The sequence below is a fragment of the Hymenobacter siberiensis genome (assembly GCF_018967865.2).
Classification (GTDB): Bacteria; Bacteroidota; Bacteroidia; order Cytophagales; family Hymenobacteraceae; genus Hymenobacter; species Hymenobacter siberiensis.
The window spans coordinates 3,339,103-3,364,153 of the sequence record NZ_JAHLZY020000001.1 but is presented as its reverse complement, the minus strand read 5'-3'; the positions used below and the strand labels follow the sequence as shown (position 1 = coordinate 3,364,153).

Sequence of the window (25,051 nt, the reverse complement as noted above, 5' to 3'; positions counted from 1 at the left end):
TTCAACGGAGTTACCCAATAATGGCAAGCATACCAATGTATTAAATACGCTAAAGGCTCTGCTTTTGAAGTGAGCAGGCCGTGTTGGTACCGGCCACCGACGAGTAAATATCCATGTCCAGGCTCGAAGCCGTGGCGTTGGCCGTAATGCCCGAAGCGCCCACCGCATTTAGAGTGCCGTTGTTGGGCGGGTTCTGAGTGGTGAGGATGTTCAGGCTCAGGTCGTAGTTGTAGAGGGTGGTGGCGGTGGCCAGGGGGCCGGCCATGCTGTTGGTATAGGCCACGGCCCCAATGTTGGGCGTAGCAGCGGCGTTGGCATCGGTGGTGGCGTAGGCTAGGTTGCCGTCGGTGGCGGCCAGCGCGCCGTTGGTGGGGTTTAGGCGGAAGTTGCTTTTGTTGTTGTCCGTGAGGCGGATGCGGTCTAAGGTCGGGTTAAAATCGAAGCCGATGCGGGTCGTGTTGGTGCCCAGGTTCAGGGTGAGGGCCGTGCCTACGGTAGTAAGCGCGCCAGTAGTGGCGTTCAGAATATAGAGCTGCACCTGCGTGGTAGCCGCAACGTAGCCCAGGGCAAACAACTGGCCGGTGTTGGGGCGGCTGTCGGGCCCTACCAGCGTTTGGCCGGTCCCCCAGGCCGGTGATGGCCGTCGTGGCCGTGAGCGTGCCCGGAGTCGTGGCCTGAAACGTGACCAGGCAGGCTGGTGGCAGTGGCAGAAGTCTGGAGGCCGTAAACCGTTTGGGTGTGGCCCGGCGCGGCATTCAGCAGAAACAGTCCGGCCGTTGCAGCGGCCAGCTTTAGCGAAGTGGAAAGGTGTTGCATGACAATCAGGTATTTTGTGAAGAGATGGTGAAGAGTATTTAGCTGCGAGGGAGGCGCCAAAGCAGATTTACTTTAATCTGGTTTTAATTCAAATAATCGGCGAGGCACAAAAGCGGCTACTGCCCTGTTGGTCAGGCCAGTATCCGCCCCCAAACCAAAGCACCCCTTACGGCCCGCCTGGCGGACAATAAGGGGTGCGAAAAAAAACCGCTGCGGCTGGACAAGTCCAGTTTCGTGCAGGTGGCTAACCTAGTGATTAATGGTTAGTTGCGGGTCATGAGCGTATTCACCGCCAATTCGGTGGAAGGGATGGGCCACACGTAGTTGGTGCTGGTATTGGGAATGGCCGGTACCGAACCTTTGCCCGGAATGGTGGCATTCAGGCGCATGATGTCGAAGTTGCGCAGGCCTTCGCCCAGAAACTCGATGCGCCGCTCCAGCAACAAGGCATCAATCATCGCGTTGGCCGAGGCGAAGCTGGCTGCCGTGTACACACCGCTCGGGTTCGAGCGCCCACGCACGGCGTTGAGCAGGGCCAGGGCTTGCGGGTCAACCGTGTTGGTGCTGCGTACGCGGGCTTCGGCCAGGTTCAGCAGCACTTCGGCATAGCGGATAACGGGAGCTTTGTCGGTGTAGGGCGTGCCGGTAGGGTATTTTTTCAGAAACGACTCCGTGCCCGAAGTCGTCACCAGGGCCGTGCGCCGGGCATCGGTGGCCGTAAAGCCCGGGTCGGTGAGGATACCGCCGGCAGAAGAGTTCAGGCTGTATTCGCCGTTGCCACCCTGCGAGGCGGGCAGGTAATAATACGCCAGCTGGTTTTGGGTGCCGGGCGCATCCTGCGCGGTGAAGGGAAAAGCCAGAATGGTTTCGGTCGTTTCCTGCGGTGGTGCAAATACGGCGGCAATCGACGGATTAAGCGCGTTGGCCACGCCGGTCGGAGCCACAAACGGGGCCACGGCAGGCACCAGCTTATTGGCCTCCGTGATAACATCGGCGTAGCGGCCCATGCTCAGGTATACCCGGGTTTTCAGGGCGATGGCCGTGTTGCGCTGGGCCCGCGTCGTATTCAGTGTGGCCGCCGTCGAGCCCGTGTAGGACAGGGGCAGGTTGAGCTCGGCAAAGTTGAGGTCCTGCAGAATCTGGTCGTACACCTGCGCCACGGTGCTGCGAACCAGGTTATTGTTAGCGTCGTTGGTTTCGCCTTTCAGCCGCAGGGGCAGGCCGGGTTTGCTGCCGTTGCCGTCGACGAAAGGGCGGGCGTACAGCTGGAGCAGCGAGTAGTAGCTCAGCGCTCGCAGCAGGCGGGCCTCGCCGCGGTAGTTATTGGCCGTGGTGGTGGTGTAGTTGGCCGGAAAAGCCGGAGCCACCATGCTCGCCGCGTTAGCATCGAGGCCATCCAGAAAAACGTTGATTTGGTTGATGGCCGCGTAGCCAAAGCCCCAGGTATTGATAACGTCGTTCTGCGAAGCTTCCGTGAGGGTGTGGTTCCACACGCCCACGCCCGTAACCCCGTTGGACGTGCGGTTGATGAAGTCGTTGGCCCGGATATCGCTGAAAATCTGAAAGCGGCCACCGAGAAAACCGCCGGTTTTGATGTAGCTATACAGGTTGTTGGCCTGCGCGGTGATGCGCGAGGGAGTGGTGAAGACCGCCTGGTCAGACACCGTTGTTTCGGGAATGGGATTGAGGCGATGGTCCTGGCAGGAAACCGAACCGAGGGCCAGCAGGGCCGCGCAGGCAGCCAGGGCGAGGGGATGATGTAAATATCGTTTCATCAGAAGAATCAATTAAAAGCCAATGTTGAAGCCCACGGTGTAGGTGCGGGCCTGTCCCACGGAGTTGCGGTCGACGCCAGCTCCGGTGTTGCTACCACCATTGGTCGAGATTTCCGGGTCGATGCCCGAGTATTTGGTGAGCAGGAAGGCATTCTGCACCTGCACGTAGAGGCGGGCGTTGGCCACGTTGATGCGGGTAAGGAAGGCGGGGGTGAAGGTATAGCCCAGCGATACCTGCCGCAGGCGGGCAAAGTCGCCTTTTTCTACGTTCGACGACATCACCAGTGCCGAGCCGTTCGACACGTTGTCGCCGTAAACCACGCGCGGCCACTCGGCGTTGGTGTTCTCCGTCGTCCAGTGGTTTTTGATGTCGGTCTGGTTGTTCCAGAAGCGCTGGTCATGCAGGCCGGCCTTGGTGCCGTTGTAGATGTAGTTGCCGCCCGAAAACTGCACAAATACGCCCAAATCGAGGAAGCGGTAGCGGAACGTGTTGTCGAGGCCGCCATACCAGGTGGGCAATACCGGGCCGTAATAAACGCCATCCACCAGCTGGCTGGGGGCCGTGGTGGGCTTGCCGTCGAGGGTAGTCCAGCCCGAGCCCAGGTGCTCGTACTGCACCACGGTGCCGTCGGCCTTTTGCAGCATGCGGCGGCCGTTGGCCGGGTTCACGCCCAGCGAAGGCACAGCCAGGATTTCGCCCACCGACTGGCCCACTTTGGTGTAGTTCGCGGTTTCGAGGTTCGAAGTAGCCGTGCCAATGCGTTGGCCTTCAAAAGCCAGGGCCTGCACGCGGTTTTTGAGCGTGGTCAGGTTGCCATTAACGGACCAGGTGAATTTGCCACCCTGGAGCACATTGTAGCGCAGGTTGAGCTCAACGCCTGTGTTCTCCATCGAGCCCACGTTTAGCAGGTAGGAGTTGCCCAGGTTGCCCTGGCCCGCGCTGTTCGGAATGCCTTTGGAAGGTGCCTGGGGCACGTCCAGAATCAGGCCGTCCACCAGGTTGCGGTAGTAGGAGAAATCGCCCGTCAGGCGGTCCTGCAAAAAGCCGAACGACACGCCCAGGTCCGTTTTCTTGCTGGTTTCCCAGGTCAGGTTCGGATTGCCGGCGTTGCCGAAGAACAGCGTTGCGTTCGAGGCGTACAGGCCCGAGCCGTAGGTTTGCTGCGTCACGAAATCGCCGATGCCCTGGTTGTTGCCCACGCTGCCGTAGCTGCCCGTAAACTTCAGGAACGAAAAGGTCTGCGAGAAAGAGGAGTTTTTCCAGAAGTCTTCCTCCGATACCACGTAGCCGAGCGATGCCCCGTAGAAGTTGCCGAATTTCTTGGCGAAGGCCGAGTAGCCGTCGCGGCGCACGTTCAGCGTGGCCAGGTACTTGCGGTTGAAGCTGTAGTTGAGGCGGCCGAAGAACGATACCAGGTAGTTGACGCCCTGGAAGCGGCCCGATTCGGCAATGTTGGTGAAGTTGCCCTGGAAGGTGGTGAAGTACGGGTCGGCTACCGAGGTGCGGGTGGCGCCCCAGCGCTGGATGTCGGTGGCTTGCTGCTCGTTGCCCACCAGCAGCGACAGGTTATGCTTCTCGCCAAAGGTGTGGTCGTATTGCAGCGTGTTCTGCCAGTTCCAGCGGTTGTTGGTGCGGTAGTAGTTGCTGGCCGAGCCGCCCGTCGACTGGCCATCGCCGGCCAGGGCCGTGTAAAACGATTTGTCTTCGAAGGAAATGCGATTCAGGCCGTAGGTGGTGCGCAGGTTCAGGCCCTTCGCCACTTCCAGGTTGGCATACACGCTGCCCTGCACTTCATTGCCGTCGGAGTTGAAGTAGTTATAGGCCAAATCCACCAGCGGGTTGTAGTAGCCCGGCAGTAGGGGCGCGCCGGTCGTCGAGCTGGGGTTGGTGTTGGGTCCCGGGCCCACGCCGGCCCCGCTCACGTTGAAGGTGCCGTCGGGGTTGTAGGGTGAAACGTTGGGCGGCAGCACCAGCGGCAGCCGGCCCAGCCCGCCCGTGCCAAAGGCCCCGTCGGCCACCGAGCCCGAGTTGGGCGAAGCGTTGTGGGTGTTCGAGTAAGCCACGCGCATGCCTACCGTGACCTGGCTAAAGAGCTTGTGGTCAACGTTCACGCGGGCCGAAATGCGCTGGAACTCGTTGCGCTCCAGCATGCCCTTCTGGTTGGTATAGCCCAACGACGAGTAGAAGGTGGTTTTGTCGGTACCGCCCGAAAAGTTCAGGTTGTGCGACTGCGAGAAGCCCGTGCGGTAGATGTAGTCATACCAGCGGGTATCGGCCGTGACGCCGTTGGCATCAGTGGCCTTAAAGCCTTCCACGTTGTTGGGCGTGCCGCCCACCGACGTGCGGTTGGCATTCAGGTTGCGCACGGCCTCATTCTTGATGCTGATGTAGTCGGGGGCGTTGAGGACGTCGTAGAGGCGTACCGGTTTCGACCAGCCCACCCAGGTATCATAGGTGAGATGGCTCTGGCCTTTTTTGCCCTTCTTGGTCGTTACCAGAATAACCCCACCGGCGGCCCGCGAGCCGTAGATGGCCGTAGACGAGGCATCCTTCAGCACTTCCATGCTTTCAATGTCGGCCGGGTTCAGGTTGCTGAGCGGGTTGTTGGGCACGCTGCCCACGGCCGAGGTATTGCCGCTGTAGGCCGGAATGCCGTCAATGACCACCAGCGGGGCCGAGCTCAGGTTAATGGAGTTCGTGCCCCGGATACGAATGACGGGCGGGTTGTTCAACACCCCGTTGGGCGTAGTGATGTTCACGCCCGAAGCGCGGCCCTGCAAGGCCTGGTCGAAGCTCTGCACCGGTGAGGTCGCAATCTCCTTGCCGCTGATGGAGGCCACGTTGCCCGTCAGGTCGCGCCGGCTCTGGGTGCCGTAGCCCACCACCACCACCTCTTCGAGGCTCTTGGTGTCGGTTGCCAAGGAGATGTTGAAGGACGTTTTGTTGCCGATGGCTACTTCCTGCGTGGCATAGCCCACATAGGAAAACACCATGGTGCTAGCCGTGGCGGGGGCTGCCAGGGAAAATTTGCCGTCCGCATCGGTAGAGGTACCTATTTTGGTGCCTTTCACGAGCACCGTCACGCCCGGGATGGAAGCCCCATCCGAGCCCGCTACCGTGCCGGCAATGGTTCGGTCTTGGGCCCTGAGGTCGTGCGCCGCGAAGCCCAGAACCATGAACAGGAATAAGAGTAAGCGTTTTCTCATGTGAGTGATTAAGTGAAAAGTTGAGCAAGTGAATTGTCGAATGTAATTGCGAATTGTTGATTAATGCACGCTGGTCGCTAAATGAAAATAAGAATTGCGTGTTTCAGGCCAATAAACAGGCAGATATTTAAAGGAATTACTATTCAAAATATTTTGTGAGTGCTTTTATATATACTATTGAGATATGCTGATGCCCAGGTAATCAGCCAACTGCCCTGCCCGGAAAATTAAAAGGACCCGTTCCGTTGATTTTCAACGGAACGGGTCCTTTTAATTGGTGCCTTGCGGCTTCCGCCTGGCGTCCCTGTCCTTGCCCACAGCTATTTGAAGGCTGTTTAATGGCGAGCCGTTGCCTCGGTCTGACCGGCCTAAGCGGTCCGACCGGTTGAAGCAAGCACAGTTTCGCCCGTACGACAACCCGTCGGACTGCCCAGGGCGGTCCAACCAGTGCAACGGCCCCGGGTGTGGGTAAGAACAAGGCCGGCGCGCCCGGCTGCTACCACGGCACGGGCTGGCCCTGCCAGGTCACGAAGCTGCCGTTTTCCTCAGTGTGCAGCTGCTCGGCCATGCGGATAATGCCGCGGGCCGAATCGGCCGGCTCCTGGGTGGCATGGTCGCCGCCCATCTCAGTGCGCATCCAGCCGGGGTCTACCAGTACCGAAATCAGGCCCATATGGCCGATTTCGGCCGCCAGGCTGCGCATGTACATGTTCAGGGCGGCCTTGCTGGCGCTGTAGTGGTAGGGGTCGCCGGTGGCTTTCCAGGTCAGCGAGCCCTGGCCCGAGGAGATGCTGAGAATGCGGCCTTTATGGCCGACGCGCAGCAGCGGCAGCAGTGCCTGCGACACCAGCAGCGGCCCAATGGCATTCACCTGCATGGTTTCCATGGCATCGTCGTGGGTGAGCTGGCCCAGGCGCTGGTGCGCATCGCCGGAGCCCGCGTGCGGGTATACGCCGGCGTTGTTAATCAGCACATCGAGGGCGTCGGTTACGGCCTGCACGCCTTGCACGGCCGCCGCGATGGAGGCCGCGTCGGTCACGTCGAGGGACAGCAGCACGAGGCGGTCGGCGTATTGCTGCCTCAGGGTTTGCAGCTCGGCGGCCTGGGCGGGCTGCCGGCTGGCGGCAAATACCTGGTCGCCGCGCTCCAGGTACTGGCGGGTAAGTTCGAGGCCCAGGCCCCGGTTGGCTCCGGTGATGAAAGCGCGCATACGTGTTTGGTGTGATGAAAAAATAACGGGAAGTATCGGGGCCGAAGTTTACACACAAAAGCCCGGCTCGCCGCGCGGGCAAGCCGTTTGTGCAAGCCAATTAGCAGCCGGATGGTTTTCTTGCGCTCCGTATGACTCCTCTCATCACTGCCCTCAGCGCCGCCGAAGCTCGGGCGCTGCTGCCCCAGCTCCATGCCCTGCTGCACGATGCCGTCGACTCCGGTGCGGCCGTCGGTTTCCTGCCTCCACTAGCCGCTGCCGAAGCCCGGGACTACTGGCACAGCGTATTCGGCGCGATGGAAGCCGGCCATCGCCTGCTCCTCATTGCCCGCCAGCCTAGTACCGGTGCGCTACTGGCCACCGTGCAGCTCGACCTGGCCACCCGCCCCAACTCCCTGCTCCGCGCCGAAGTATCGAAGCTGCTGGTGCACCGGCAGGCGCGCCGCCAGGGTCTGGCCCGGCAGTTGCTCCTGGCCCTGGAAGCCCACGCCCGCGCCCTGGGCCGCACCACGCTGGTGCTCGATACCCGCCAGGGCGACATTGCCGAGCAGCTGTATCAAAGCCTGGGCTATGTTTTTGTGGGCGCTATTCCGGCGTATTTCATCAACTTCGACGGGAGGCCGCACGCCACGGCGGTTTATTATAAGCTGATGTAAAGCAGGGCTATTGTCAAAGTGTCGTTGGGGATGTAGCGCGGACTTTGTAGTCCGCGTCCCCGCGCCGTTCGCATCAATCTTAAGTGCTGGTGCAGAAGTAAGCGTATGCTCCGGTCCGACCGCCCTAGGCGGTCGGACCGGAGCAACGACTTTGGGCTGACTTTCCAAACAGCTTCATTGTCAGATTTCAGCCTTGCTACTGCGTAAAACCCTGCCACGCGGCGGTAATGAAGGGCCAGCTCGCTCAGCGGGTGCCTCGCTCGATGCCGAGCGCCGTGACGATAATTTCATGGGCATACCTGGCCCGTACGGGTGCCACGGAAGGGCTAGCTCCATCGGCCGATTGCTGAGCCAGCCGCTTTAGCTCGCGTTGCTGGCGTTCGTGTTCAGCTTCGTTTATCATCTGAAATTTTACCGATAAGTAGAAGCGGCTGGGGGTTGGCCGGCCGGTATAAACGGCTGGTATCCAATTGTCAGGCAGGGTTTTTATAGCTCGCCACACTTCCTGGTCACAGTCGGGGCTCAGGCTGCTTTCCACGGTAAAGTCCCGGGTGTGGCCGGTTACGTCCACCGTGTACCCCATCACCACCGTGCCTTGCAGCTGCTGGCGCAGGGCACTTATCGGGTAGCGCAGGCTGCGAAGCAGGTCATCCAGCCGCTGGTCGGTACTGCCCAGCAGACGCGGCGCACGGGCCATCCGCCGCGGCGTCCATTCCTCGCCGATGCGCACCAGGTAGCGGGTGGTATCGGGCAGCAGGAAATTGATGCGGCTCGAATCGTAATCAAACGTTAGCTCCAGCGCTTGTTTGTTGTTGTAGAAGTTCCATTTGCCGGTGCGCTTGCCTTCGGCCGTCGTGGTGCCTTGCTCCAGCTTTGGCCGGGAGGTAGCCGCGTTTTCCTGCTTTTTTTGAGCATGAATTGGCCCCGCGCTCAGAACAACCAAGCCAACCAGTAGAATAGCTTTCATAAAGAAGGCAGTGTGAATAAGGAAAGGAAGAAAATCAGGAGGCCAAAAATAATTCGGGTTTTGTCAACGAGCCGTACTGTTGGGAAATAAAAAGGGGCCCCACACGTGCAAGTGCGGGGCCCCTTTTAAAAGATGGAGAGACAGCGGGCTTACCCCGCCGCAATGGCCTTGCGGCGCGAGCTGGTTTTGGGCAGCCGCTCCTCGCCCTGGGCCAGTAGCTCGTCGTCGCGCTCGGTTTTCTTTACCCAGCTCACCGAGTACAGGTCCTTGCGGCGGTCGCGCAGGTTGCGCACGGCTCCGCTGCTGTTCAGGTCTTTGAGCAAGTCAAGGTCGAGGTCGGCGATGAGGGTCATTTCCGTGTTCGGGGTGGCTTCGGCCACGATGGCATCGTGCGGGAAGGCGAAGTCCGAAGGGCTGAATACCGCGCTTTGCGAATACTGAATGTCCATGTTCTCGACGCGGGGCAGGTTGCCCACCGAGCCGGTGATGGCCACGTAGCACTCGTTTTCGATGGCGCGGGCCTGGGCGCAGAGGCGCACGCGCTGGTAGGCATTCTTGGTATCGGTCCAGAAGGGCACGAACAGGATTTTCATGCCCTCGTCGCTCAGCATGCGCGAAAGCTCGGGGAATTCCACGTCGTAGCACACCAGAATACCGATTTTGCCAAAATCCGTGTCGAAGCATTTCAGCTTATCGCCGCCGCGCATACCCCAGTAGCTGGCCTCATCGGGTGTGACGTGCAGCTTGTACTGCTCGTCCACGGTGCCGTCGCGGCGGCAGAGGAAGGCCACGTTGTGCAGCTTCTCATCGCGGTACACGGGCATCGAGCCGGCCACGATGTTGATGTTGTAGCTCACGGCCAGCTCCATCATCTTAACCGTGATGGGCTCCGTAAACGCCGCCATGGCCCGGATGGCCACCGCCGGCGAATCCTCGTTGGTGAGAGCCATGAGCGGGGCATTGAAGAATTCCGGAAACATCACGCAGTCAGCCTTATAGCCGCTCACGGTATCCACGAAAAACTCGATTTGCTGGAGCAAATCCTCCAGGCTGCTGGTGGCGCGCATCTGCCACTGCACAATGCCGATGCGGACGTTGGTTTTCTCGTTGCCGATGAGCTTTTCCGTTTCCTCGTAGTACACGTTAATCCACTCCAGCAGCGTGGCGTGGGCTTTCGATTCGGAGTCGTAGGGCAGATAGCCGCGGATGATTTTCCGTACATAGAAATCGTTCGAGAGCTGGAACGTGAGAATGGGGTCGGTCAGCTCCTTGTTGCGCACCTTTTCCACGTACTTGGCAGGTGTCATTTCGTTGGCGTAGGCGGCGTAACCGGGAATGCGGCCGCCTGCCACCATGGCGCGCAGGTTCAGGTTTTCGCACAGCTCCTTGCGGGCATCGTAGAGGCGGCGGCCCAGGCGTAGCGAGCGGTAGGCAGGGTCCACAAATACATCGACGCCGTAAAGCGTATCGCCAGCATCGTCGTGGGTATCGAACTTACCGTTGCCGGTAATTTTGGCGTAAGTGTGCTTGTCGCCGTACTTGCTGTAATCCACGATGATGGCCAGCGCAGCAGCTACCAGCTGGCCGTTGTCCTCGATGCCAATCTGGCCCTCGGGGAACTTGCGAATCAGGGCGCTGAACTCGTCGGCCGACCACGCGCCTTCCATGTTGGAATACACCTGGTCCATAATTTCCTTGATGGCCTTGAAATCGGAGCGGCGCAGCGTGCGCAGCACCAGCTTGTGGGCCGGCACGGCGGTAGGCGTGAGGCGCTCGGCAGTGAGGGCCAGGCTTGCCTTGCCTACCTTTTTGGCGTGTGAGCCGCCGGGGGCGGCGTGGCCATTGGAAGCGGCCGGTTTGCCGTTAGAAGAAGTTGCCATAATATCGAAAAAGCGCTGTGTAAAAAGCCGGGCCGCCAATGGGCCCGGTGGCCGGGCGGGGCCCGGCGCAACAAATTTACCCGTAAAAAAACCCGCTGGCGGCGTTCGCCAACGGGTACTTCAACGGAAAAACTGCCAAAACGGTGCAATGTTCGCCCAATACTACTCGCGCACCAGTCGGCGGGTAGCCGTGCCACGCGCCGTTTGCACCGTTAGCAGCAGCACGCCCCGGAAGGTGCCAAAAGCTTCGGCCTCAATGCGAAGGGTGCCCGAATTGCTGCTAAAGTCGCGCTGAAACAGCTGCCGGCCCACCACGTCGGTGGCCGAAACCGTGAGCGGCCCGCTGCCGGCGGGCACCGTCAGGGTAAGGGACGTGCCGCTGGCCGAGGGATTGGGGGAGGCGGTGAGCACGGCGTTGGTGGCCGCGTCGCGGTTGGCTGTGCGGATAATGCGGCGGTAGCTGTCGCGGTACTCCACGCCGGTCACGGTTTCGGTGCCGCCTATGGTGCGGGTGGTAATGGTGAGCAGTGGTACGTGCTGGCTCTTGGCCAGCCACTTATACTCGCGGGTCAGGGGCACATCGAAACCCTGGCCGGGCGTGCCGCCAATGGCTACACTGTCGTGGTCGATGAGTTTGGTGACCACGCGCACCGTCTGGAACTGGCCAAAGGGCGTGGTGAGCGTGCCCCAGGCATCGGGCTTGTTCACGCGCTTGCGCTTCTGGCTCAGGTAGCCGACCGTAGCAATGGCCGTTGGCGTCGAAAAGTAGGAGTTGCTGGAATCGGGCAGGCTGGCAAAGCTCAGGGGGAAGCGGTAAATCACGTCCTGCTGGGCCGCACTGGCATACGTAACCGGAATGGCCGTGCCATTCAGCGAAGCCCCGAAGCCCACCGAGCGGAAGTTCTGCTGCGCTGCCGCCGCCGCCGAAGTAGCGTAGAACTGGTAAGAATCGGTGAGGGGAATGGGCAGGGCCACGGGCAGCGGCAGCGCCTGCGGCGAAGCCACGGTGGCCCGGTTGGCCCCGCCAAACGGCCCGAATATGAAGGAATACGTGAGCGAGGTAGCCGTCACGCTGCTCACCGATACGAACGATTCGACCCGTTGCGAGGTGGGGGTGAGGGTGCTGTAGTTCCAGGTTTGGTTGGCCCCGCGCCGGCTCAGGGGCGGCACCGTGTTGGGCAGCACCAGGCTGGCCACGCTCAGCCGCAGGCTATCCACAGTAGTCGTGGTGGCCGGCATATCGGACCGGTCAATTATGGGCGAAACCTGGGCCAGGGCCAGCGTGGGAACAGTAGTAAGTAGCAGTAAGGGTAGGAGTTGGCGCATATTGTCGGGGCAAATGGGTGGTCACGAAGATACGGCCGGTAATAGGCCTGAGCCCAAGTGCTATAAGCTTTCGCTTGTGACGAGCGCCGCGAGTAGTATCGTCAGGCGGCGCGGTTGCCATAACTCGCCGCGCTCATCACAAGCTGAAGATTATGATACAGGTAGTTATGCTACAGCGTCATCTCGGGTACTTCGCCTTCGGGCACTACCAGCTTACCGGCGGTGGCAGCAATAATCTGCGCTACGCTCACGCCGGGGGCGCGCTCGCGCAGCACGAAGCCGTCGGGCGTCACGTCGATTACGGCCAGCTCGGTCACTATTTTCTTCACGCAGCGCAGGCCCGTAATGGGCAAGGTGCAGTCAGATAGCAGCTTGCTGGAGCCGTCGCGGGCCACGTGCTGCATGGCTACAATAATGTTCTTGGCCGATGCCACGAGGTCCATCGCGCCGCCCATGCCCTTCACCATCTTGCCGGGAATTTTCCAGTTGGCAATGTCGCCGCGCTCGGATACCTCCATTGCGCCGAGAATGGTGAGGTCGACGTGCTCGCCGCGAATCATGCCGAACGAATCGGCTGAGGAGAAGATGCTGGAGCCGGGTAGGGTGGTCACGGTCTGCTTGCCGGCGTTGATGAGGTCGGGGTCGACCTGGTCTTCGGTGGGGAAGGGGCCCATGCCGAGTAGGCCGTTTTCGGACTGCAGCTCCACGTTGATGCCGGCCGGAATGTAGTTAGCCACCAGCGTGGGAATGCCGATGCCGAGGTTGACGTAGGAGCCGTCTTTCACTTCCTGGGCGATGCGCCGGGCGATGCCGTGTTTGTCTAGCATGAGTCAGTTAAAAATTAAAAGGGAAGGGTTGAAAGGGGGACTGCGCAGTTGTAGTAGTAGGTTATGGTAACTTTTAAAGATAAGCGTATGCTCCGGTCTGACCGCTCTAGGTGGTCAGACCGGAGCATACGCTTACTCATCAACGACTACTGACGCTTCGCTTCCTCCCGCACCGTGCGCTGCTCGATGCGCTTCTCATACTGCTCACCCTGATAGATGCGCTGCACGAAAATGCCCGGCGTGTGAATCTGGTTGGGGTCGAGCTCGCCGGCGGGCACCAGCTCTTCCACCTCGGCCACGGTGATTTTGCCGGCCGTGGCCATCATCGGGTTGAAATTGCGGGCCGTGCCTTTGTAGATGAGGTTGCCGGCTGTGTCGCCCTTCCAGGCTTTCACGAAGGCAAAATCGGCCGTGAGGCCCATTTCCAGCAGGTACATTTTGCTGTTGAACTCGCGGCTTTCCTTGTTTTCGCCCACCTCGGTGCCGTAGCCGGCGGGGGTGAAGAAGGCCGGAATGCCCGCCCCGCCCGCCCGGATGCGCTCGGCCAGGGTGCCCTGCGGAATCAAATCCACTTCCAGCTCGCCGCTCAGCAGCTGGCGCTCAAACTCGGCATTTTCGCCCACGTAGCTCGAAATCATCTTGCGCACCTGCTTGGTTTGCAGCAGCAGGCCAATGCCAAAGTCATCGACGCCGGCATTGTTGGAGATGCAGGTGAGGTCTTTTACGCCGAGGCGGAGGATTTCCTGAATCGAGTTTTCGGGGATGCCGCATAGGCCGAAGCCGCCGAGCATCAGGGTCATGCCATCGGCGAGGCCTTGCAGGGCGGCCTGCACGTTGGGAACGGTTTTGTCTATCATGGGTGGGTTGGGATTGGGGCGGCCGAAGCCGGCGGCAGGTAATTCACGGGTAAAAATTCACCCATTTTTTCGAACCCCCAGTATTCGTCGGTAAATACGGCCATCGGGTTCGTCAATTGGCCGTTGGGTTGAATCTCCACTTCGGGCTCCAGCAGCTTCAGTTGCGACACCTGCTCGGTGGGCGGGTTCATCGCAATCCGCACGTTGCTGACCGCAGACCGCAGGTAATGCGGGTCAGGCGACTCGCGGGAATAAGTCACCTGCAAATAATCGGTAAACCGCAGGAAAACCTGTGCCGCAGGTGCACTCACCCGGCGAAGGCTGTCGATGGGCCGGGCCGCGGTATAAAGCGTGGAATAGATTTCCGCCTCCTTGCCCCAGCGCGCCAGCGAGTCGTTGTCGGCGCGTGAGAGGCCGGTATTGCGGCGCGCACGAAACAGCGACCAGCGCAGACTGTCGGCACGGGCGTAGCGGGAGTTGAGCACCATGCGCAGCCGCTGCACCAAAAAGCCTTCGGCCGATACCTGATTGTCATGCACGCTTTTGAGGAAGTGCGTGAGCGAGCCCCGATAGGCTTTCGCGCGGTTTTGTTCCCACTGGAGCTGCTCTTGCTCGTTGCGCGGGGACATTTCCTCAAATGCTGGCTGCCCGTAAAATTTGACCAGGTTTTTGCTGAAATAGTAGTCGAACTGCAATCCATAGTATTTGATACGATACCCAAGGGCTTGGTTATCGACCTGCACATAGGTGGGCGACGACGCCGTGAGCACGTTTTTGTCGGCGTCGAAGTCCACCAGCACCTCGTCGGGGTTGCGGATGCGGCACTGGCGCGAAAACGTGGTCTGGCCCAGAAATAACGTCACGAACTTCTGGTAGTTTGCCGCCCGGTCGGGGTTGCGTCGGGGTTTGGCACGCACGACCACCTCGCCCAATTGGTTGGGGATGGGCGCGAGCTGCAAGGTGAGCTGCTGGGGCGAGGCACCCATGGTGATTTTTCGCTTGGCCAGGCGGTAGCCCACGTAGGAGCCCACCACGTCGTAGTTTCCGGCCGGCACCCTCGGGAAACTAAACTGGCCCTGCTCGGTGGTGGTCACGCCCAGCGTGGTGTTGGCCAGAAACACGCTGGCAAAGGCCAGCGGCTGCTGCGTCACCGAATCGAGCGCCACGCCGCTCAGGCTACCCTGCGCCCTGGCACCATCGGGCCGCATCAGCAGCAGCAACAACAGCAGAAGCACCGGGGAGAAGCGCATTCGGGCAGACCAGGAATAGTAGTAAACGGAAAAACCGGCCCGGCCCCTACCGGCGCGGCGCGGCCGAAGATACCGTGGGCGGCATGTAGTCGAACGGCAAAAACTCGCCAATTTTCTCGAAGCCCCAGTATTCGCCGTTGTACACGTCGAGCGGGTTTAGCAGCGAGCCGTTGGCCTGAATGGCGGCCTCGCGGCCCTGCAGCTTGAGGCGCGACACCTGCCGCTTGGCCGGATACGGGATTTTGGGGTAGCCCAACGGCGACATCGGCCGCCGGTACAGCGGGTCGGGGGCCTCGCCGAAGTGCGCCACCTGCAGCTCGCCCGTGAAGCGTAGGAACGTGCGCCGCCCGTTGGTTTCCACCCGCCGGATGCTGTCGATGGGCAGCGGCTTCTGGTTGAGCGTGGCGATAACCGGGGCCATGTCCTCCCACTTATCGAGCGAGTCCTGCTCGGCGGCCGTGAATTTATTATCGGGCCGGCTGGTCAGCAGGGCGAGGCGCTTCTCTTCGGCGCGCTCGAAGCGTGGGTTCGCGCCCACGATGATTTGCTGCGTCAGGAAGCCCTCGGCCTGCACGCGGTTGTTGTACACGCTGCGCAGAAAGTGCATAAATGAGCCCGTGTAGGCCGTGAGGCGATTGGCCGCCCACTGCTTGCGCTGGCGCTCATCGCGCGGCTTCAGCTCCTCAAATACGGGCTGGCCGTAGTAAGAAATCGAGCCGTCGTCGTCGTCGGCCGCGAAGTACAGGCCGTAGTATTTCAGGCGGTAGCCCAGGGCCTCGTTGTCAATCTGCACAAATTCCTTGGCCTGGGCGGTCAGGGTTTTGGTCGAGTCGTCGTAGAATACCCGCACATCGTCGGGGTTGCTGATGCGGCACTGCGCCGAAAACGTGCTGCCGCCGATGAATAGTTTTGCGAATTTCTGATACTCCTCCGGCTTGTTGGGCTCCGGTTTCACTACCACTTCGCCCAGCTGGTTGCCGGTGGGGGCCAGCTGCAGCGTGATTTGCTGAGCGGCGGCCGTCATGGTCACCGACTGCTTGGCCAGGCGGTAGCCCACGTAGGAGCCCACCACGTCGTAAGTGCCGGCCGGCACTTTCGGGAACGTGAACTGGCCCTGCTCGGTAGTCGTCGCACCCAGCGTGGTGTTGGCCAGGAATACGCTGGAAAACGCCAGCGGCTCGTGCGTCACCGAATCCAGGACTACGCCGGTCAGCTTGCCTTGGGCGTGCGCCGCGTTCCACGTTCCCAACCAGCAGCAGCAAATCAATAATAAACGCAAATATCTCATTACGAAACAATAAGGTATAATAATAGCGGCCGGCTAAGCCAGCGCGGCCCGCGTGTTCTGCGCATCCAACGCCAATTGGGCAGTTAGCGCGTCCAGGCCGTTGTATTTTTCTTCGCCCCGCAGCCAGGCCACAAACTCCAGCGTCAGCTGCTGGTCGTATAAGTCACCGCCGAAATCCAGGAGATTCACCTCAATTGTCTGAGCCAAATCGGTGCCAATTGTGGGCCGCACCCCAATACTGAGCATGGCCTGATGCCGCGTGCCCGCTGCCGTAGTGGCCCACACCGCATAAATGCCCAAAGCCGGCACCAGCTTCAATGGTTCCAGAATGGCCAGATTAGCTGTGGGATAGCCAATGGTACGGCCGAGCTTCTGGCCATGCACCACCAGGCCCGTGAGCGGATAGTGGTAGCCCAGGTAGCGGTTGGCGGTGGCAATGTCGCCCTCGCGTAGCGCCTGCCGGATGCGGGTGCTGCTCACGCCCACGGCGTCCACGTCCTCGCGCGGGATTTCCTCCACGGTCAGGCCGTAGCGGTCGGCGTTCTGACTAAGGTAGTCGAAGCCGCCTTCGCGGTTTTTGCCGAATCGGTGGTCATAGCCAATCACCAGCTGCTTGGTGCCCACGGTTTTCAGCAGCAGATTCTGAATGTATTCTTCCGAAGTCCACTGCGCAAACTCCCTGGTAAACGGCACGATGAGCAGGTAGTCCACGCCGCGTGCGGCCAGCCTGGCAATGCGCTCATCCAGCGTGTTCAACAGCTGCAAATCCAGCAGTTCGGGGTGGGAGGGGGGCGGGCCCAGCACCAGGCGCGGGTGCGGCCAGTAGGTAATCACCACCGACGGTCCGCCGCTGGCCTGCGCCACCTCGCACAGCCGCGCCAGAATGCGCTGGTGCCCCACGTGCACGCCATCAAACGTGCCGCTGGTAACAACAGCATTGCCAAGAAACGGAAAATAAGCCGGGTCGCGGATGACGTGCATAAGGCGCCGGGGATGCAAATGGAAGGTAAATAGAGCGCCACGAAGGTAGCGGTTATGGCGTTGTACGAGGGTAGAGACGCCCTATTTGGCGTCTCGTCGTTGCTGATGTTGTTTACGCGCTTTATGCGCTTTATGCGGTGCGAACGGTGCGGTTCCGGTCGTTCAACAACGAGCCGCACAATCCTGCGCCTCTACAACCTACTCCGTTGGCGTTTCGGGTGCGTCAGTGGCATCTTTTGCGGCCTCGTGCTCCTTGGCCGCCAGGGCATCGGCCTGGAGCGCGGCAAAATATTGCAGGCCAGCGCGGTTGGGGGCAGTGTGGGGCCGCTCGCGGCGGGGCCGGGCGGGCGTTTCGCCCTCGGGCCGGGGCGGGCGCAGGGCTTCAATGGCTTCGAGCGTAAAGGCATCCTCTACCCGATACTCGCCGATGCGGGTACGCACCAGCCGCGTGAGGTGCGCGCCGCAGCCCAGGGCCACGCCCAAGTCGCGGGCCAGGCTGCGGACGTAGGTGCCCTTGGAACACACCACCCGAAAATCGACTTCGGGCAGCGCGATGCGCGTGAGCTCGAAGGTCTTGATTTCGACCGATTTGGCTTTTATTTCAGCCTCCTGGCCGGTGCGGGCCAGCTCATAGGCACGCTTGCCGTCGATTTTCACAGCCGAGAAAATGGGCGGCGTTTGCTGGATAAGGCCCATGAACTGAGCGGTGGCGGCCATAATCTCCTCATCGGTGAGGTGGGCGTAGGGCCGGGCCATGTCCACGGCGGTTTCCAGGTCGAAGCTGGGGGTGGTTTCGCCGAGGCGGAAGGTGCCGGTGTATTCTTTTTCCTGGGCCTGAATGAGGTCGATTTCCTTGGTTTTCTTGCCCGTGCAGAGGATGAGCAGGCCGGTAGCCAAGGGGTCGAGCGTGCCGGCGTGGCCGATTTTCCTGATGCGCAGCGTGTTCTTCACCTTGCGCACCACGTCGAAGGAAGTCCACGTCAGGGGCTTGTCGAGGAGTAATACTTCGCCCGTTTCAAAGTCGTAATCGGCCAGGGTCTTCGTCATCATACCAGGTTTAAGGGCAGCTTCAATGCCAACATAATCAACAGAATACCGCCTGCGATAATGCGGTAGATACCAAAGGCCCGGAAGCCATACTTCGCTACAAAGCCCACAAACAGCCGGATGGCCAGCAGCGCCACCACAAACGCCACTGCGTTGCCTAGTGCCAGCTGCTTCAGCTCCGTGGCCGAGAACAGGTGCGATACATCGGCCCCGGCCGCCCTGGCGTCTTTGTAGTAATCGTAAATGTCTTTCACCGCCGCCGCTGCCATGGTGGGCATGGCCAGGAAGAAGGCAAACTCCGCCGCTGCCCGGCGCGTGAGCTTCTGGGTGAGGCCGCCGATGATGGTGGCCGCCGAGCGGCTGGTGCCCGGTACCACGGCCAAACACTGGAACAGGCCGATAATCAGCGCTTCCTTAAAGCTGGGATTGGTGACGGGGTGGCCGCCTTCCTGCGGGTCTTCCTGCGGAAACCAGCGGTCGATAAACAGCAGCACCACACCGCCCACCACGAGCATCATGGCCACGGTGGTCACGGATTCGAGCAGCGCGTCGATGTGCTTTTTGAACAGCAGCCCCACCACCACAATGGGTAAAAAAGCCACCAACAGCTTCAGATAGAAGTCAATATTCTGAAAAAAGCGCTTGTAATACACCACAAACACCGATAGAATCGCGCCCAGCTGAATAACCACCAGGTAGAGCTTGAAAAACGGCGTGGGCGGAATACCCAGCAGGGCCGAAGCAATAATCATGTGCCCGGTGCTGGAAACGGGCAAAAACTCGGTAATGCCCTCCACGATGGCGAGGAGCAGCGCGTGCCAATAAGTCATTTAAACAGGTGGTCGGTTAACGGTAAGCAACTAATAACGAGTCGTGGCCAATGCAAATGGAAGAGGCCAACCGCTCGCTGCCAGGCGCTAGTAAGGGCGCTTGTAAGCCGGCGCGGCAGCGGGCGTAGTGGTCGCGCCGGGAGCATCGGTCGTGAAGGCCGGCGTGACCACCGAGGCGGTGGGGGAGGCAACCAGCGACTTATCGCGCACCATAATGGCGGCAAACTCCACGGCAAACCCGGCGATGAGCAGCAACGGCCCAAGCGTGATGCCCACGAAATCCTCGCCGTAATTGGCCTTGTCGCCAAACATCATGGTGATGAAGCCGGCGGCCAGCAGGGCCAGGCCCGCCCACATCAGGCGGTAGTTGCGGGGACCAAAGGCGAAGCGGAAAGCGGGAGAAGGATTCATTTAACAATTAACATTTATCGTTTAACAATCTTTTCATTTATCATTTATCATTTAACAGTCGTTCAATTGGCGCTATTAGTCCCGTCGAACGGCTGTTAAATGGTAATTGATTTAATACAAGTCGTCGAGCGACATTTTGAGGTACTTGTGCACAGCGCGGGCCGAGCTGAAGAAGCCAATCACCACGCCCAGCCCGATAACGCCGAGCAGGAGCAAGCCCAGGCGCAGGTCGTCGCGCAACAGGCGCAGCGGCTCTACTTCGAGGTAGGCGTATTGCAGCAGCGCCACCAGAATCAGGGCCGCCAGCAGGCCACTGGCAAGGCCCTGCCAGGTAGCCCGCCGCAAAAACGGCTGCTGGATAAAGAGCCGCGTCGCGCCCACCAGTTGCATGGACCGGATGAGAAAGCGCTGCGAAAACAGCGCCAGCTTAATCGTATTGTTAATCAGGATGACCACCACCAGCACCAGCACCGCCGCAAAGCCCAGCAGCACGAGGCTCACCCGCGTCAGGTTGTTGTTGATGCTGGCGAACAAATCCTGCGGATACTGCACCTCAAACACGCCGCGTTGGGCCGAAATGTTGCGGTTGAGCTGGCCCAGATGCGTAGTGTCGGTGAATTCGGGCTTGATTTTGAGCACGTAAGCATCGCGCAGCGGGTTGTCGCCGAGGAACTGGCGGAAATCCTCGCCGGTGCTTTGCAGCAGCTGGCGGGCCCCTTCCTCCTTGCTCACAAAGCGAATCTGGGGCTTGCCGTTGCGCTCGGCCACGAAGGGCTGCTGGCCCAGGTCCTGCTGCAGGCGCAGCAATTCCGTTTCGGGCAGGTCGCGGTCGAGGTACACCTGCACTTCCAGGTTTTCGCGCACCACTTCACTCAGCTTCTGGGCGTGTACCAGCAGCAGACCGAACAGGCCAATCACCACCAAGGCCAGCGTAATGCTGAACACCACGAGCAAAGTAGGGTAGGAGCCGAGCTTTTTCTTGCGGGAATGTGAGGTGGTTGGGGCAGCCATATCCGGCAAAGGTAGCAGGGGATAAGGAATAGGGGATAAAGGAATACGGGCAGTATTCTTTTATCCCCTATTCCTTATCCCCCAACTCCTCACAAGTTCGTGCGCGGGTCCTCGTCTACCGTCATCACTTCTTTGCTTTCGCGGGCTTTCTGGGTGTTGCGCTCCTTCTTTCCGGGGTTTTTGCGGGTGAACAGCTCCCCGAACGAGTTGAACTGCTCGGTGTGCAGCAGCGAAAGGCCCGCCCGGGGCTGGTTGATGGTTTCCAGGTCGCGGGGGGTGGTTTCGTAGCGCAGCTTCGCCCGAAACTTGCCATCGGGCCGCAGGTAATATTCCAGGCTGAGGTCGCCGAGCAGGGAGGCCTGGCCGGCCGTGTTGCCGGTGCTGGTGGGGATGGTGGAAGTGCCGCCCGTGGCGCTGTTCACCAGGTTGGGGTTGTTGGTAAAGCCGCCTTCCCGCGTCACGCGCAGGCGCCCATTCAAGAACGAGTAGCTGAGGCGCACTTGCAGGGCCTGCAGCTGCTCGGGGGTGATGCCGTTGATGTTGAAGTCAATTTCCAGGTTCTGGTCGATTTGCGAAGTGAGCAGGCCGAGCTGGGTACTCAGCACCTGGCCCAGGCTTTTGAAGGCCGTGTTGTCCTGCCCCCGAATGGAAATGGTGTTGCCAAATGAGCCCGGCGGCGACAGCTGCTTGAAAACCAATAAGCTAAAAACCTGACGGTTGAGCTCCTGCTCGTCGTTGCGTAGCGAAGTGGTGAAGGCCGCCAGGTCGCCCTGGAGCGTGCCCGGCGTGTCGTTGAACTCCAGGTTGAGCTTGATGGCCGGCAGCAGCAGCGGCCCGGTCAGGTTCATCACGGCCGTCACGGGCACCACGGCCACGCTGCCCGACGAGCCCGCGCCCAGCACCGGGGCTAGCGAGGTACGCTGCGTGTAGGTTGCCGTCACGTTCATCTCGCCGGCCAGCGGGTCGCCGTTCCAGGAAATAATGCCGCCGGGCCGCACCACAAACTCCTTGTTGATAAGGCCTTGCAGCGTGAAATTGTACGCGCCCCGCACAATCTCAACCTGCCCGTACATGTTGAATTCGCCGCGCGTATCAATGGCCATGCGCAACTGCCCGGCGGCCGAGCCGCGAATCACATCCCCCGTGCTTTCATCGAGCAGAATCTCAACATAAGCCTCGGGGGTGATGGTCAGGTTCATGTTGAGCTTGATGCCCGACAGGTCCACTTTGTCCTGCGCGGCTACCACTATGGCCTTTTTCGTGATGACGGTATCGCCCACCGGATTGTTATTCACGAACTTAATGTAGCCGGCCTTCTCGGCCTTGGCCGTGTTGTCGAGGGGCAGGCTGACGCGGGTGCCGGCCTCGCTGCTGGCCCGTACGGTCACGTCCAGGTCATCGGTGGGGCCGGTTATGCGGGCAGTGCCGGTGGCATAGGCGGTGCCGAAATAAAGCTCATTATCCTTGCGCGTGGTGTTGAGTACCTGCATCTTGCGGAAATTAGCCGCAATGTCGAGGCTCATATCCTTGAAGCCGCGGTGGTTCACAATGCCGTCTACGGTGCCGGTGTTGCCCAGCACATCGCGCAGCCTGATGTTGTGGAACTCTATCGACTTGTCAGTAAAGCTGATGCGGTCGGCAAAAGTGTATGTGGTGCCCAGGTAGCCGAAGGTGAGGCGGCCGTTGCTCACATCCACGTAGCCCAGCAGATTGGGCGCGCCAAACAGGCCCGTGAGGCGCAGCTCGCCGCGCCCGGTGCCGCCCAGGTTTTTGAACAGCGACCCCAGAAAAGGCTGCGCCAGCACAATGGGCGCATCGTTCAGGGTGCCGGTGAGGTTGAACTGGTTGGTCTGGTCTCGCGGTGCAATTTCGCCCAGCACGGTCAGTACCGACTGGCCGGCGCGGGCCACGTCCATGTTCACGCGCAACTTGCCGGCGGCGTTGTCCCAGTCGCCGCGCCCTGCCACCTGCCCAATCAGCGTGCCGTCGTATTTCAGCGAGTCCACGCCCAGCGTGCTGCTGATGGCCAGCGGGCCGTACACGCCGCTCACGGTGCCCTGGGCATTCACGCGGCCCGAGAGGTTCTGGCCGGTCAGCGTTTTGAGCGTGGCCAACTCGAAATCCTTGATTTGCAGCTGCAATGGCGGCTGGCTGGCATCGGGCGAGATGATGCCCTGCGCGCCCACAAACTGCTCGCCGTTGCTGAAAGTCAGGTTCTTGATGTCGAATTCCTTGCCGTAGTTCGAAATCCGCACCGAGTTGTTCTCCGCGATGGTCCAGTTCTCATCCAGCAGGTGCACGTCGGATTGCCGAAAAATCACCTCCACCGCCCGGGCCAGGAAACCCAGCGAACCGTTAATGGTGGCCTTGTTGGTAGTGCCCGTCTGAGCCAGCGAGGTCGAGAAGTTGATGCGCTGCTGGTCCCACACGCCTTCCATAATAAATTTCTCGGTGCGGCCCAGCCCCGGCAGTACCTGTCGGTCGCTCGTGATGCTGGCCTGGGCCAGAATATCGGATTTGTAAGGCAGCTTCGAGGTGAGGAAGTCGAAGTCGTCGTTCACCGTTTGCACCGGGCCGTAGCGCAGGCTGTCGAGGTGGCCGCCGAGCTGGAAAATCGACGTGGCCCCGTTCCGGAACGAGCCGTCGATGCGGCTGCCATCGGCCACCCGCAAATCGGGCACAAACAGCGTCAGGAGCGGGTTGGCTTTTTTCAGATTCAGCAGTAAGTCAACCTGGTACACCGGCAGTGTGCGCTGGCGCTTGCGCCGGTAATAATCGGCCGTAGCGGCGGCATTGCTCTCAAAATTGAGGCGGTACTCGGTGATGAGCGTCTGCACGTCGCGCACCACGTCGGAGGTATTGAAGGTGCCGGCCAGGCTGGCGTTCAGCGCCTCCGAGCGCAGCGTTACGCGGCGCTGGTTCAGCCGGCTGCGGGTGCTCACCACGTCCAGCGTATCGAGGTCGAGCTTGCGGCCATCGAACGTGAAGCGCGAGTGGCGCAGGTAGGCGTAGCCAATGAGCGAATCGAGCTGCACGCCCTTAAACTTCACGTCGGCCGTGGTGCTCACGGTTAGCGGCTGGCTCATCAGGCCGAGGGTGCGCAGGTTGGCGAAGTCGATTTTGGTCTTGAGGTCAACGCTTTCGTGCTTGCGCTCCAGGTCGATGTGGCCATCGGCCACCAGGCGCACGGCCGGGTCGTTCACACTCGCGTGGCCGTTGAAGTGCAGCGGCCGGAAGTCGCCATCAAATGCAATATTGTGGTAGCGGTAACCATTCAGCCAGATGGCCGGCACCGTGAGCTTGGCCTTGCCCTGCGCGAAAGCCGGCAGGAAGCCCGTGCCCGCCACACGGCCATTCAGCGTCACGTCCCGGATTACACTTTCATCGCCCAGAAACGTGCCCAGCTCGAACGCATTGGAGCGCACCGTGCCCTCGTAAGTAGCGTGCGTCAGGTCGGTTTTAGTCTTGAGGTTCACGTCCGTCGCCACGAAGCCCAGGGCGGTATCAAACGAGGCATTGGCCACGAAATCGTTGTAGAATCCCAGCACCTGGCCCTGTAATTTTACTTTGCCCAGGCGCTGCACAATCGTGTTGGCCGCCGCCGGCAGCCACTTTTTCAGGTCATTGGCCACCACCACCGAGGGCAGCAGGCGTAGGTCGATAAAGCTCTCCTTGTAGTTGGGCAGGCCGTCGGCGTGGGCGCGCTTGGCCACAATGTGGGTGCCGGTGCCGTAGCGCACGTCCAGGTTGTTCACCTTGAAATCGCGCACGTAGCCTGAGGCATCGCCCGAAATGGCTACCGACTCGTGCATTTCGCTCAGCTGCGGCGCAAACTTGGCAATATCATCCGAATAAACCTTTGAGTTGCGCAGGTGCGCAATGGTCTTCATCGAGTCATTATAATCGGTAAAGTTGCCAAATACCCGAAACTCAAACCGCACATAATCCTTAATCTGGCTGCGGCCCACGCGCAGGCTTAAGTCCTTGAATTCCCAGAAATGCGGCCCATACGTCATATCCGCCGTGATTTCGCGCAGCGGCGTCCGGGAGGGCGTTTCCACGGCGTGCAGCTGGCTGATGCGCATGCGCAGCGTGTCTTCGAGTCGAATTTTGGAGATGTCGGCGTAGATGCTGTCCACCAGCAAATGGTCGTAGTCGATGCTCTGGCCGTAGGTTTTGGCGTGCGGCAGGTCGCCTTTTTCAATGGCGAAATGGCCGTTGCGCAGGGCTACGTTGGCAATCTGAAAATCGAACGGGGCCGACTTACTGGTGTCTGTCGAGGGCCCAATCAGCCGCTTCACCGAGGCCATAAACTGGCTGAAGGTGGTGGAGTCGGGCTGGCCGGGTAGGTTTTTCAGCTCGAAGCGCGGCTCATTCAGCGTGAGCGTGGCAATGTGCAAATGCCTCGGGTCGAATACCGAAAACAACGAAATATCCGCATCGGCCCGGCCAATGCTGAATAGCTCGCCGCCGCGCCGGTCCTTCACGCTCACCCCATCGAGCAGCACGCGGGAGAAGGGCCGGATATCAACCCCGCCAATCGTCACCTGCTGGCCCAGTTTTCGCGTCAGCATGTCGGCCGCCTCGTGGGCCAGCCGTGTTTGCACGCTTGGAATGCGCAACGCCACCAGCGCCCCCACAATAGCCAATACCAGCAGCAGGCCCATGCCCAGTAGTATTTTTAGCAGAATGAAGAGGAAACGACGCACCGG

19 protein-coding genes are annotated in these 25,051 nt (G+C 60.5%); 1 reads left to right on the top strand and 18 read right to left on the bottom strand.

Annotated features, from left to right (window positions below):
• Positions 1 to 49: 49 nt before the first annotated feature.
• The 5 genes from KQ659_RS14930 to KQ659_RS14910 all read right to left on the bottom strand — a co-directional run bounded on the left by KQ659_RS14930 (position 50) and on the right by KQ659_RS14910 (position 7,008).
• Positions 50 to 574 (bottom strand): DUF4394 domain-containing protein, encoded by a 525-nt coding sequence (locus tag KQ659_RS14930; protein WP_235726951.1) that lies wholly within the window; start codon positions 572 to 574, stop codon positions 50 to 52.
• A 29-nt stretch (positions 575 to 603) separates the two neighbouring features.
• Positions 604 to 816: a hypothetical protein gene (locus KQ659_RS14925; protein WP_226915780.1), complete on the bottom strand. Its 213-nt coding sequence runs from the start codon at positions 814 to 816 to the stop codon at positions 604 to 606.
• Between the two features lie 263 nt (positions 817 to 1,079).
• Positions 1,080 to 2,591, bottom strand: a complete 1,512-nt coding sequence (locus KQ659_RS14920; RefSeq protein ID WP_216686230.1) for a RagB/SusD family nutrient uptake outer membrane protein — start codon at positions 2,589 to 2,591, stop codon at positions 1,080 to 1,082.
• A gap of 12 nt (positions 2,592 to 2,603) precedes the next feature.
• Positions 2,604 to 5,798 carry a SusC/RagA family TonB-linked outer membrane protein gene (locus KQ659_RS14915; RefSeq protein WP_216680327.1) on the bottom strand — a complete coding sequence of 1,065 codons (3,195 nt, stop codon included), beginning with the start codon at positions 5,796 to 5,798 and terminating at the stop codon, positions 2,604 to 2,606.
• 496 nt (positions 5,799 to 6,294) lie between these two features.
• The gene (locus KQ659_RS14910) at positions 6,295 to 7,008 is read right to left on the bottom strand and encodes an SDR family oxidoreductase (RefSeq protein WP_216688310.1); all 714 of its coding nucleotides are present in this window, start codon (positions 7,006 to 7,008) and stop codon (positions 6,295 to 6,297) included.
• Positions 7,009 to 7,139: 131 nt separating this feature from the next.
• Here KQ659_RS14910 and KQ659_RS14905 point away from each other — a divergent pair, with 131 nt between their 5' ends.
• A complete protein-coding gene (locus KQ659_RS14905; protein ID WP_216688311.1) occupies positions 7,140 to 7,664 on the top strand; it encodes a GNAT family N-acetyltransferase in 525 nt (174 codons plus the stop codon).
• Between the two features lie 244 nt (positions 7,665 to 7,908).
• Here the strand turns inward: KQ659_RS14905 and KQ659_RS14900 are convergent, their stop codons facing one another.
• The 13 genes from KQ659_RS14900 to KQ659_RS21895 all read right to left on the bottom strand — a co-directional run bounded on the left by KQ659_RS14900 (position 7,909) and on the right by KQ659_RS21895 (position 25,048).
• Positions 7,909 to 8,631, bottom strand: a complete 723-nt coding sequence (locus tag KQ659_RS14900; protein ID WP_216680332.1) for an energy transducer TonB — start codon at positions 8,629 to 8,631, stop codon at positions 7,909 to 7,911.
• Positions 8,632 to 8,780: 149 nt separating this feature from the next.
• On the bottom strand, positions 8,781 to 10,319 hold the full coding sequence (locus KQ659_RS14895) for a carbon-nitrogen hydrolase family protein (protein ID WP_394370840.1): 1,539 nt from the start codon (positions 10,317 to 10,319) through the stop codon (positions 8,781 to 8,783).
• A gap of 354 nt (positions 10,320 to 10,673) precedes the next feature.
• A complete protein-coding gene (locus KQ659_RS14890) occupies positions 10,674 to 11,837 on the bottom strand; it encodes a T9SS type A sorting domain-containing protein (protein ID WP_216688312.1) in 1,164 nt (387 codons plus the stop codon).
• 170 nt (positions 11,838 to 12,007) lie between these two features.
• Positions 12,008 to 12,664 carry a 3-oxoacid CoA-transferase subunit B gene (locus tag KQ659_RS14885; RefSeq protein ID WP_216680335.1) on the bottom strand — a complete coding sequence of 219 codons (657 nt, stop codon included), beginning with the start codon at positions 12,662 to 12,664 and terminating at the stop codon, positions 12,008 to 12,010.
• Between the two features lie 146 nt (positions 12,665 to 12,810).
• Positions 12,811 to 13,521 carry a CoA transferase subunit A gene (locus KQ659_RS14880; protein ID WP_216688313.1) on the bottom strand — a complete coding sequence of 237 codons (711 nt, stop codon included), beginning with the start codon at positions 13,519 to 13,521 and terminating at the stop codon, positions 12,811 to 12,813.
• Complete coding sequence (locus KQ659_RS14875) at positions 13,518 to 14,771, bottom strand: carboxypeptidase-like regulatory domain-containing protein (protein WP_216680337.1); 1,254 nt, start codon at positions 14,769 to 14,771, stop codon at positions 13,518 to 13,520. The genes KQ659_RS14880 and KQ659_RS14875 overlap by 4 nt, the downstream gene beginning before the upstream one ends.
• 46 nt (positions 14,772 to 14,817) lie before the next feature.
• Positions 14,818 to 16,050 (bottom strand): carboxypeptidase-like regulatory domain-containing protein, encoded by a 1,233-nt coding sequence (locus tag KQ659_RS14870; RefSeq protein WP_226929995.1) that lies wholly within the window; start codon positions 16,048 to 16,050, stop codon positions 14,818 to 14,820.
• 42 nt (positions 16,051 to 16,092) lie between these two features.
• Positions 16,093 to 17,040: a bifunctional riboflavin kinase/FAD synthetase gene (locus tag KQ659_RS14865; protein ID WP_216680339.1), complete on the bottom strand. Its 948-nt coding sequence runs from the start codon at positions 17,038 to 17,040 to the stop codon at positions 16,093 to 16,095.
• Positions 17,041 to 17,238: 198 nt separating this feature from the next.
• Complete coding sequence (gene truB, locus KQ659_RS14860) at positions 17,239 to 18,090, bottom strand: tRNA pseudouridine(55) synthase TruB (protein ID WP_216680340.1); 852 nt, start codon at positions 18,088 to 18,090, stop codon at positions 17,239 to 17,241.
• Positions 18,087 to 18,917: an undecaprenyl-diphosphate phosphatase gene (locus tag KQ659_RS14855; RefSeq protein ID WP_216680341.1), complete on the bottom strand. Its 831-nt coding sequence runs from the start codon at positions 18,915 to 18,917 to the stop codon at positions 18,087 to 18,089. The genes truB and KQ659_RS14855 overlap by 4 nt, the downstream gene beginning before the upstream one ends.
• 87 nt (positions 18,918 to 19,004) lie before the next feature.
• Positions 19,005 to 19,328 (bottom strand): DUF3098 domain-containing protein, encoded by a 324-nt coding sequence (locus tag KQ659_RS14850; protein WP_216680342.1) that lies wholly within the window; start codon positions 19,326 to 19,328, stop codon positions 19,005 to 19,007.
• A gap of 111 nt (positions 19,329 to 19,439) precedes the next feature.
• Positions 19,440 to 20,339: a cell division protein FtsX gene (locus tag KQ659_RS14845; protein ID WP_168674455.1), complete on the bottom strand. Its 900-nt coding sequence runs from the start codon at positions 20,337 to 20,339 to the stop codon at positions 19,440 to 19,442.
• 89 nt (positions 20,340 to 20,428) lie between these two features.
• Positions 20,429 to 25,048, bottom strand: coding sequence for a translocation/assembly module TamB domain-containing protein (locus tag KQ659_RS21895; RefSeq protein WP_216688314.1), 4,620 nt, complete (start codon positions 25,046 to 25,048; stop codon positions 20,429 to 20,431).
• Positions 25,049 to 25,051 lie beyond the last annotated feature (3 nt).

Coding starts and splice junctions, on each gene's coding strand:
- KQ659_RS14875 (WP_216680337.1), bottom strand. CDS start 14,771: ATGCGCTTCTCCCCGGTGCTTCTGCTGTTGTTGCTGCTGCTGATGCGG.
- KQ659_RS14925 (WP_226915780.1), bottom strand. CDS start 816: ATGCAACACCTTTCCACTTCGCTAAAGCTGGCCGCTGCAACGGCCGGA.
- KQ659_RS14885 (WP_216680335.1), bottom strand. CDS start 12,664: ATGCTAGACAAACACGGCATCGCCCGGCGCATCGCCCAGGAAGTGAAA.
- KQ659_RS14910 (WP_216688310.1), bottom strand. CDS start 7,008: ATGCGCGCTTTCATCACCGGAGCCAACCGGGGCCTGGGCCTCGAACTT.
- KQ659_RS14890 (WP_216688312.1), bottom strand. CDS start 11,837: ATGCGCCAACTCCTACCCTTACTGCTACTTACTACTGTTCCCACGCTG.
- KQ659_RS14850 (WP_216680342.1), bottom strand. CDS start 19,328: ATGAATCCTTCTCCCGCTTTCCGCTTCGCCTTTGGTCCCCGCAACTAC.
- KQ659_RS14920 (WP_216686230.1), bottom strand. CDS start 2,591: ATGAAACGATATTTACATCATCCCCTCGCCCTGGCTGCCTGCGCGGCC.
- truB (WP_216680340.1), bottom strand. CDS start 18,090: ATGATGACGAAGACCCTGGCCGATTACGACTTTGAAACGGGCGAAGTA.
- KQ659_RS14845 (WP_168674455.1), bottom strand. CDS start 20,339: ATGGCTGCCCCAACCACCTCACATTCCCGCAAGAAAAAGCTCGGCTCC.
- KQ659_RS14865 (WP_216680339.1), bottom strand. CDS start 17,040: ATGCACGTCATCCGCGACCCGGCTTATTTTCCGTTTCTTGGCAATGCT.
- KQ659_RS14915 (WP_216680327.1), bottom strand. CDS start 5,798: ATGAGAAAACGCTTACTCTTATTCCTGTTCATGGTTCTGGGCTTCGCG.
- KQ659_RS14880 (WP_216688313.1), bottom strand. CDS start 13,521: ATGATAGACAAAACCGTTCCCAACGTGCAGGCCGCCCTGCAAGGCCTC.
- KQ659_RS14895 (WP_394370840.1), bottom strand. CDS start 10,319: ATGGACCAGGTGTATTCCAACATGGAAGGCGCGTGGTCGGCCGACGAG.
- KQ659_RS14905 (WP_216688311.1), top strand. CDS start 7,140: ATGACTCCTCTCATCACTGCCCTCAGCGCCGCCGAAGCTCGGGCGCTG.
- KQ659_RS14900 (WP_216680332.1), bottom strand. CDS start 8,631: ATGAAAGCTATTCTACTGGTTGGCTTGGTTGTTCTGAGCGCGGGGCCA.
- KQ659_RS14855 (WP_216680341.1), bottom strand. CDS start 18,917: ATGACTTATTGGCACGCGCTGCTCCTCGCCATCGTGGAGGGCATTACC.